Origin of the sequence: Actinomyces oricola, from assembly GCF_004104015.1 — a bacterium.
GTDB classification, from domain to species: domain Bacteria; phylum Actinomycetota; class Actinomycetes; order Actinomycetales; family Actinomycetaceae; genus Actinomyces; species Actinomyces oricola.
On the sequence record NZ_RYFV01000014.1, the window covers coordinates 70,249 to 78,683 of the forward strand.

6 protein-coding genes and 1 pseudogene are annotated in these 8,435 nt (G+C 68.6%); 4 read left to right on the forward strand and 3 right to left on the reverse strand.

The genetic code is table 11. The features are described from left to right. The first annotated feature begins 20 nt into the window (after window positions 1–20). Window positions 21–560 (forward strand): gluconokinase, encoded by a 540-nt coding sequence (locus tag EUC46_RS07205; RefSeq protein WP_128773502.1) that lies wholly within the window; start codon window positions 21–23, stop codon window positions 558–560. Between the two features lie 24 nt (window positions 561–584). Further along, entirely contained in the window at window positions 585–1,997 is a 1,413-nt protein-coding gene (locus tag EUC46_RS07210) for a GntP family permease (RefSeq protein WP_128773512.1), read from the forward strand. Window positions 1,998–2,255: 258 nt separating this feature from the next. Here EUC46_RS07210 and EUC46_RS07215 read toward each other — a convergent pair whose 3' ends face one another. Together EUC46_RS07215 and edd are read right to left on the reverse strand one after the other, a co-directional pair. Continuing rightward, window positions 2,256–2,879: a bifunctional 4-hydroxy-2-oxoglutarate aldolase/2-dehydro-3-deoxy-phosphogluconate aldolase gene (locus EUC46_RS07215; protein ID WP_128773503.1), complete on the reverse strand. Its 624-nt coding sequence runs from the start codon at window positions 2,877–2,879 to the stop codon at window positions 2,256–2,258. A 208-nt stretch (window positions 2,880–3,087) separates the two neighbouring features. Then, window positions 3,088–4,992 (reverse strand): phosphogluconate dehydratase, encoded by a 1,905-nt coding sequence (gene edd, locus EUC46_RS07220; RefSeq protein ID WP_128773504.1) that lies wholly within the window; start codon window positions 4,990–4,992, stop codon window positions 3,088–3,090. Between the two features lie 428 nt (window positions 4,993–5,420). On the opposite strand from edd, the gene nrdF reads away from it, so the two are divergent. Then, on the forward strand, window positions 5,421–6,395 hold the full coding sequence (gene nrdF / locus EUC46_RS07225; protein WP_128773505.1) for a class 1b ribonucleoside-diphosphate reductase subunit beta: 975 nt from the start codon (window positions 5,421–5,423) through the stop codon (window positions 6,393–6,395). A gap of 179 nt (window positions 6,396–6,574) precedes the next feature. Here nrdF and EUC46_RS13030 read toward each other — a convergent pair. Further along, window positions 6,575–6,664: pseudogene (locus tag EUC46_RS13030) on the reverse strand (phosphoribulokinase); the annotation flags it as partial. A gap of 116 nt (window positions 6,665–6,780) precedes the next feature. Between EUC46_RS13030 and EUC46_RS07235 the strand changes: the two are divergent. Next, a complete protein-coding gene (locus tag EUC46_RS07235; RefSeq protein WP_128773506.1) occupies window positions 6,781–8,052 on the forward strand; it encodes an ATP-binding protein in 1,272 nt (423 codons plus the stop codon). Window positions 8,053–8,435 lie beyond the last annotated feature (383 nt).

The following is an 8,435-nucleotide window of genomic DNA, read 5'->3' on the forward strand; positions in this document are numbered from 1 at the left end:
CCGCTACTCAAGGAAGAGTCATGTCAGAACCCGTCACCCACCTCATCATTATGGGAGTCGCCGGCTGCGGTAAGACCACGTCCGCCCAACAGCTCTCCGCCCTCCTGGGATGGCCCGTCGCCGAGGCCGACGACTTCCACCCTCAGTCCAATGTCACCAAGATGGCCTCCGGCGTCCCTCTGACCGATGAGGACCGCTGGCCCTGGCTGAGCAGCCTGCGCGACTGGATGACCAGCCGCGCCCGGGAGGGCCGCTCCACGATCGTTACCTGCTCGGCCCTCAAGCGCAGCTACCGCGACCTTCTGGCCGGGGCCGAGGGTCGGGTCCGCTTCGTCCACCTCCAGGTTCCACCTTCTGAGCTGAAGGAGCGAATGGAGCACCGTGAGGGCCACTTCATGCCCCCCAGTCTTCTGCCCTCTCAATTGGCCACCCTGGAACCGCTGGACGCCGATGAGGACGGCGTCGTCGTCGACTCCCGCCCCACGCCCGAACTCACGCTGGCGGCCATTGTCGAGGCCCTCGATCTGCCCGCCGCCCCCGGCTCCCCTCAGAGCCACTGAGCCCGCTTAGGAAACAAGACAATGATGTTCTTAGCATTACCGGCCGTGGCGCCAGTCCTGGCGCGCGCCGACGCCGATCCGGTAGTCCACTCCTCCAGTTCTCTTCAGCTCGTGATCGCCGCCCTGGCCGGCATTGCGGTGATCGTCGCCCTCATTGTGTGGGGCAAGCTCCACCCCTTCCTGTCCCTGACCCTGGGCTCTTTCGTCATGGCGGTGATCGCCGGGATCCCCCTGGCCGACTCCTTCACCTCCTTCACCACCGGCTTGGGTTCAACGGTCGGCGGCGTGGGCGTTCTCATTGCGCTGGGCGCGATCATTGGCACCTTCCTCATTGAGTCCGGCGGCGCCGACCAGATCGTTGACACCGTCTTGAGCGGCACCCGCGTCTCGCTCCTGCCCTGGGCCATGGCGCTCATCGCCTTCACTGTTGGGATTCCGCTGTTCTTCGAGGTCGGCGTCGTCCTCCTCATTCCCATTGTCATGCTCGTGGCGCGCCGCTCCCACCTACCGGTTGTCCTCGTAGGCATTCCGGCACTGGCCGGCCTGTCCGCTCTGCACGGCCTGGTGCCCCCGCACCCCGGTCCGCTCATCGCCATTGACGCCGTTGGCGCCAACCTCGGCCTGACCCTGGGCCTGGGGCTGCTGGTGGCCCTCCCCACCGTCATTGTCTCCGGCCCGCTGGCGGCCAAGGTGATGGCCAAGTGGGTTCCCATTGAGGCCGGCGAGGTTCTGGGTGGAGTTAAGGACACCCACAAGCGCGACCGGCGCCCCAGCTTCGAGGTCTCCCTGTCGATTGTGCTCCTGCCCGTGGTCCTCATGCTCCTGCGCACCCTGGTCGAGACCGTCGTGCCCAATGCGTCCAACCTGGCGGTCGTCAAGGTCGCCACCTTCTTGGGTACCCCGATTGTGGCGCTGCTGGTCACCACGTTGCTGGCCATGTTCGTTTTCGGGTTCGGCTGCGGCGACTCCGCCCAAGAGATCAGCGACCGGGTGGGCAGGTCCCTGGGCCCGATTGCGGGCATCCTCCTCATTGTGGGCGCCGGCGGCGGCTTTAAGCAGACCCTCGTGGACTCCGGTGTCGCCGACGTCATGGCCAATGCCATCCAGGGCGCAGGGCTTTCCCCGCTCCTGGCCGGGTGGCTCGTGGCCGTGGCCGTGCGTCTGGCCACTGGTTCGGCGACGGTGGCCACCATTACCGCGGCGGGCATTATGGCCCCCATTGCCTCCGGCCTGGACGCCCCCACAACGGCCCTGCTGGTGCTGTCCATCGGTGCCGGCTCAGTGTTCCTCTCCCACGTCAACGACGCCGGTTTCTGGATGGTCAAGGAGTACTTCGGCATGACGGTGGGGCAGACCTTCAAGACCTGGTCCCTCATGGAGTGCCTGGTCTCCGTGGTCGGTCTGGCCTCGATCATGCTGGTGAGCCTGGTGGTCTAGCGTGGTCTAACACCGCCTCGTCGCCGATCTCAGGTGAGGGCCCGGAGCCTGGTGCTGCGGGCCCCCACCGCTATTGCCACTGGCGATGCCGGCCCGGGTTCCGCCCGGTCTGCACTCACGGCGGTCCCACCGCTATTGCCGGCCGGCGGCCGGGCTCAGGCCCGTTGGCGCGCAGAGTTGGGGGGCGTGCATGCACGCCCCCCAACTACTGCTCACAGGTGCCGGGGCCCGGGTCTGGCCCCCGATCCGCCCTTGCGCTCACGACCCCAGGGCGGCGGCCTGGCGGGCCAGGGTCTCAATGCGCCCCCAGTCACCGCGGGCGACGGCGTCGGCGGGGGTTAGCCAGGATCCGCCCACGCAGGCCACATTGGGCAGGGCGAGGAACTCGCGGGCATTGGCGGCATTCACCCCGCCAGTGGGGCAGAAGCGCACGCCCGGGAAGGGCCCGGCCAGGGCGTGGAGCATTGCGACGCCCCCCACCACCGAAGCGGGAAACAGCTTGGCGTGCTCCAGGCCGCGCTCCAGCAGGCCCATGAGCTCACTAGGGGTGGCCACCCCCGGCAGCGCGTCGAGCCCGGAGTCCATCATGGCGTCGAGCAGCCGGGGGGTGGTGCCCGGAGAGACCAGGAAGGTGGCTCCGGCCTCGGCGCAGGCCCGCACCTCCTGCTCGGTCGTCACGGTACCGGCGCCCACCGTGGCGCCCTCGACCTCCGCGGCAATGGCACGGATGGCATCAAGGCCGGCGGGGGTGCGCAGGGTGACCTCCAGGGAGGTAATACCCCCCGCAACGAGCGCACGGGCCAGCGGCACCGCCTGGGCGACCTCCTTGACAACAATGACGGGGATAACAGGTGCGGCGCTCATAACGGCGTCAACGTTCATGGCAGTCCTTTCTCTTAGGCGTGACAGCAGGTCTTTTGTGTGTGACGGCAGGGGCGGTGGGTCGCCGGGGCGCCCGCCGGCGGTGCGGCGCCCCGGAGGCCGGGGGCGGAAGGCGCCAGTGATCACCTGGCCGTCAATGGCGCCGTGGTGCCCCGGCGCCCCGGAGGCCGGGGGTGGGGCGCCCGGTGCGCGCGGCCATGGCAGTCGCTTAGTCGGCGACGGCGGGCGCCGGGAAGATCGAGGCCCCCGCCTCGGCACTGCCCACCGCCCGGCGCAATGCCGCGAAGAGTTCGCGGCCCGTGCCGGTGACCCCGGCCAGGTCGGCTGGAGCCTGGACGGCCGGGCGCCGGTCGAACGCGGGGTCGGAGACCACGTCGAGGGTGCCGGCGATGGAGTCGACCCGGATGACGTCGCCGTCGCGGACCGTGGCGATGGCGCCGTCGCGGGCCGCTTCAGGGCACACGTGCATGGCGATGGGGATGCGCCCGGAGGCTCCCGACATGCGCCCGTCGGTCACCAGCGCGACACGATGGCCGCGACCCTGAAGAATGCCCAGTAGGGGAGTGAGCTTGTGCAGCTCGGGCATGCCGACGGCGTGAGGCCCCTGGAAGCGGCACACCACCACGACGTCGTGGTCGAGCTCGCCGGCGCTGAAGGCCTCCTGGACCTGTGCTTGGTCGCTGAATACCCGAGCCGGGGCCTGGACCACACGGTGCTCGTCGGACACCGAGGACACCTTCATCACGGCCCGCCCCAGGTTCCCGTCGAGGATCTTCAGGCCCCCCTCGGGGGTGAAGGGGCGCGCCACCGGGCGCAGCACGTCCTCGTCCAGCGACTGGGTGGGGGCCGGGCGCCAGACCAGGGCGTCGTCGTCGAGCCCCGGCTCGAAGCGGTAGGCGTCCAGGCCCGTGCCGGCCACGGTCAGGACGTCGTTGTGGAGCAGGCCCGCATCGAGCAGCTGGCCCACCACGAAGCCCAGGCCGCCGGCGGCCTGGAAGCGGTTAATGTCGGCTGGACCGTTGGGATAGACGCGGGCCAGGAGCGGCACGACTGCGGACAGTTCGGCGAAGTCGTCCCAGGTGATGGTGATGCCGGCGGCGGCGGCCACCAGCACCAGGTGCATGGTGAGGTTGGTGGAGCCTCCGGTGGCCAGCAGGCCCACCAGCCCGTTGACAATGGCGCGCTCGTCGACCAGCCGCCCCAGTGGCACCTGCGACCCGGCGGCGGAGATCTCCACGATTCGGCGGGCGGCCGCCTCGGTGAGGGCGTCGCGCAGGGGCGTGTCGGGGTTGATGAAGGTGGAGCCGGGCAGGTGCAGGCCCATGATCTCCAGCACCATCTGATTGGAGTTGGCGGTGCCGTAGAAGGTGCAGGTGCCCGGGGCGTGGTAGGCGCGCGACTCCGCCTCAAGCAGCTCGGCGCGGCCGATCTGGCCGGCGGCGAAGCGCTCGCGGATGTGGGACTTCTCCTCATTGCCTATCCCACTGGTCATGGGCCCCGAGGGGACGAACATGGTGGGCAATTGACCGAAGCTCAGCGCGCCGGCGAGCATGCCGGGCGCGATCTTGTCGCAGATCCCCAGGAGCAGCACGCCGTCGAAGACGTCGTGGGACAGGGCGATAGCGGTGGACATGGCAATAACGTCGCGTGAGAGCAGTGACAGCTCCATGCCCGGGCGCCCTTGGGTGACTCCGTCGCACATGGCGGGTACGCCCCCGGCGACCTGGGCGATCCCGCCGGCCTGCGCGACCACCCCGCGAATGCGGGCCGGGTAGGTCTCGAAGGGCTGATGGGCGGACAGGACGTCGTTGTAGGAGGTGACAATGGCGATGTCAACGCCAGTGGACCCTGACATGAGGCGCTTGTGGGCCGGGGAGCAGGCGGCCATGGAGTGGGCGAGGTTGGAGCAGGCCAGGTCGGTGCGATGCGGACGACTGACGGAGGCGGCCGCCTCAATGCGCGCCAGGTAGGCCTGGCGCCCTGGCCGCGAGCGTTGGCGGATGCGCTCGCTAACACTGGCGACGGTCGCGTGGAGCGGAGTCTTTTTTACTCGCTCAACCGGAGGAATGGTATGATCGATACGGTACTGAGGTGCGGGGTCGACGGTGACCATGGCATCTATAATGCCAAAAGATCACACCTTTTGGGTGGTTGGACGAGAGACTGTCGCCGTGATCTGCAACTCATGCCACGATGGTGGCGCCCCTGCAGTTGGCCCATGTGCGCGCATGGGCCGGTTCGGGGTCGGATGCTCCTTATGCCCCCTGTGCTGCTCATGGCCGCAGCGCCGGTGCCGACCGGGCTGGTGTCGACCGGGCTGGTGTCGACCGGCTGCGGGCGGCACCAGCGGCCGGGCCCTTCGCAGAAGGACGCAGCCGTGGGTGAGATCCCGCCCGGGGTTGAGGTCACGGCCGGGGGCGAGGCTACGGCCGGGGCCTTCGCAGATAGGGCGCGGCCCTCGCTCGGGCGGCCCAGGGCGGTCTGACGAACATGAGCATCTCGTAGCATGAGCGCATTGCCAGCGCCCCAGGGAGGAACCCCATGCCCGAGCCGATCAAGCTCATCGACCGCGTCCAGGCCATTAACTGGAACCGGCTCATTGACGACAAGGACCTGGAGGTCTGGGATCGTCTCACTGGTAATTTCTGGCTGCCTGAGAAGGTGCCGCTGTCCAACGACGTCCAATCGTGGGCCACCTTGAACGAGGCCGAGAAGAACATGACCACCCGTGTGTTCACCGGTCTGACCCTCCTGGACACTATCCAGGGCACGGTGGGGGCGGTCTCCCTTATTCCCGATGCGCGCACCCCCCACGAGGAGGCCGTGTACACCAACATCGCCTTCATGGAGTCGGTGCACGCCCGCTCCTACTCCTCGATCTTCTCCACCCTCATTTCGACGGCCGAGATCGATGAGGCCTTCCGTTGGAGTGAGGAGAACGAGAACCTTCAGCGCAAGGCCCGCATTATCCTGGATTACTACCGGGGGGATGACGCTGAGAAGCGCAAGGTGGCCTCCACCATGCTGGAGTCCTTCCTGTTCTACTCCGGCTTCTACGCCCCCATGTACTGGTCCAGCCGCGCCAAGCTCACCAACACCGCCGACCTGATCCGGCTCATTATCCGTGACGAGGCCGTCCACGGCTACTACATCGGCTACAAGTATCAGCTGGCGGTGCGCGAATCCTCTCCGCGGCGCCAGGATGAGCTCAAGGACTACACTTTCGAGCTGCTCATGGAGCTCTATGACAATGAGGAGCAGTACACCGAGGACCTCTATGATGAGCTGGGCCTGACCGAGGACGTTAAGAAGTTCCTGCGCTACAACGCCAATAAGGCCCTCATGAACCTGGGTTATGAGGCGCTTTTCCCCGCCGACGCCGTGGACGTTAACCCCGCGATCCTGGCCTCCCTGTCCCCCAGCGCCGACGAGAACCACGATTTCTTCTCCGGCTCGGGCTCCTCCTACGTCATGGGCACCGCCGAGGCCACCCAGGACGAGGACTGGGACTTCTGACTGAGGCGGCCGCGGCCCGGGCCGCGCAGGGGGCCGGGCGGCCCGGACTCGGCTAAGACCCGGTCAGGACCCCGGGGCCCAGTGCCGTCATGGGCGGCCCCGTCACCCGGCCCCGCCCGCTGCACCGCGCCACGGCTCACCGAAACCCGCACACGCCGCCCCCGGCGATGCACGTCCCTGGCCACCACCGGCTCGTGCAGGTCGCGCCGGTACACCGGGGCCCACACGCCCTGGCCCGTGCGCACCCGGTCCAGCAGTGCCAGGTAGCCGCTCGCCCGGAGCGCAGCGACGAGCAGCCCGAGAGCACCATGACAAACCTTCGATCCATCGCAGGCAAATCTTCGATCTACCGAGGATTTGTCAAGGTGTGATCTACGCTCGTGTCATGACTGACCTTGTTCCGCGCCACCTGGCCCCGCTGGGGGCTCAGATGCTCACGACCTTCCCGTGCGTCGTCGTCCAGGGGGCGCGTCAGGTGGGCAAGAGCACTATCTCCACCGTGCTCGCAGGGCGCGACGCAACCGTTCTGTCCCTGGACGACGAGGCCACCCGCGCCGCTCTCGAGGCCGACCCCCGCTCCTTCCTCGACCGGCACACCGGAACCCTCGTGCTCGACGAGGCACAGCGGGCGCCGAATATCCTGCTCGCCACCAAGGCCAGCATCGACCGTGACCGGCGTCCGGGGCGCTTCATCCTTACTGGCTCCGCGGACCTGCTGCGTGTGCGCGGAGTCGGCGACTCCCTGGCCGGGCGCGCCGTCGACCTGCGCCTGCGCCCCTTCTCCCAGGGCGAGAGACTGAGTCTGGACGATGACCTCATCAACGCTCTCGTGAGCAGGCACATCGACCCTGTGTCCGTCCGGTCTGAGTGGAGCCGTGTCGACTACCTGACGGCCCTGGAGCGTGGCGGCTACCCCGAGCTGCAGGACATGCCTGAACGTATGCGCGAGCTGTGGATCGAGGCCTACCTGGGGCGCCTGCTCAGTCGGGACGCAGCCTCCGTGCCGGGAGGCTCCAACCCGGGGCGGCTGGGCGCCCTCCTGCGCCTGCTCGCTGCCAACCAGTCGGGTGAGCTCGTCAAGGCGCGCCTGGCCCAGGCGGCCGGCGTCTCGGAGGCCATGGTCGCCACGTATCTCGACGCTCTCGCCTCCGTCTACCTCATCGACCGCATTCCGCCGTGGACACCGAACCTGTCGCGGCGGGAGACCGGGCGTCAGAAGGTGGTCCTGGGGGACAGCGCCCTGACGATGCATCTCAACGGCCAGAGCGCGCGCAGCCTGCGTGACCCGAGGGAGGATGCGATCGGGCCGCTTCTGGAAGGCATGGTCGCCGGTCAGCTCCTGGCCCAGCAGGGCTGGAGCGAGCAGCGGTTCCGGCTCTTCCACTACCGGGACCGCTCGGGGCGCGAGGTGGACCTGGTGGCCGAGCTGGCTGATGGCCGCGTCATCGCCCTGGAGGTCAAGGCGTCCTCCAGCTACCGCGCCGAGCAGTTCCGCGGGCTGCGCTACCTCAGGGATGTGCTGGGGGAGCGGTTCGTGGCCGGCATCGTCCTGGGAACAGCGGGCGAGGGCTACCAGTACGCCGAGCGACTGTGGGGCCTGCCCATCTCCACCCTGTGGTCCCACGCGCTGGGTAGTGAGCCTCACGAGCCGGGGTGACGCCAGGGCACTGGGAACGCGGCCGGCGCACGGCAGGGCCGGGTAGCCAGGACCCAGGGACCCAGGGACCCGGGGCCGCCCCGGGCGGCCCCGTCACCCGACCCCGCCCACTGCATCGCGCCACGGCTCACCGAAACTCCCTGTGCGCCACCCCCGTCTCCCGTAGGGTGAGGAGGTCTTCTGCTTTCAGAAGCACGCGGAGCGCAGGGCCGCTCCACGGGACTGGCAACGACGTCAGGACGCACTATGTCAAACACCCGTTACCTTGGTGGTGGTCGCAGGGAGGAGCCTTGCGGCTGGGCCAGCGGCGGTTGGCATGATGTCTTGCCCCTGTCTATCGAATGATCCGGGGGGTGTTGTCACCAGCCGTCGCGAGGCGAACT

What these genes read in the sequence shown, in the direction of transcription:
- nrdF (WP_128773505.1), top strand. Translation starts at nt 5,421, where the DNA reads ATGCCCGAGCCGATCAAGCTCATCGACCGCGTCCAGGCCATTAACTGG.
- edd (WP_128773504.1), bottom strand. Translation starts at nt 4,992, where the DNA reads ATGGTCACCGTCGACCCCGCACCTCAGTACCGTATCGATCATACCATT.
- EUC46_RS07215 (WP_128773503.1), bottom strand. Translation starts at nt 2,879, where the DNA reads ATGAACGTTGACGCCGTTATGAGCGCCGCACCTGTTATCCCCGTCATT.
- EUC46_RS07205 (WP_128773502.1), top strand. Translation starts at nt 21, where the DNA reads ATGTCAGAACCCGTCACCCACCTCATCATTATGGGAGTCGCCGGCTGC.
- EUC46_RS07235 (WP_128773506.1), top strand. Translation starts at nt 6,781, where the DNA reads ATGACTGACCTTGTTCCGCGCCACCTGGCCCCGCTGGGGGCTCAGATG.
- EUC46_RS07210 (WP_128773512.1), top strand. Translation starts at nt 585, where the DNA reads ATGTTCTTAGCATTACCGGCCGTGGCGCCAGTCCTGGCGCGCGCCGAC.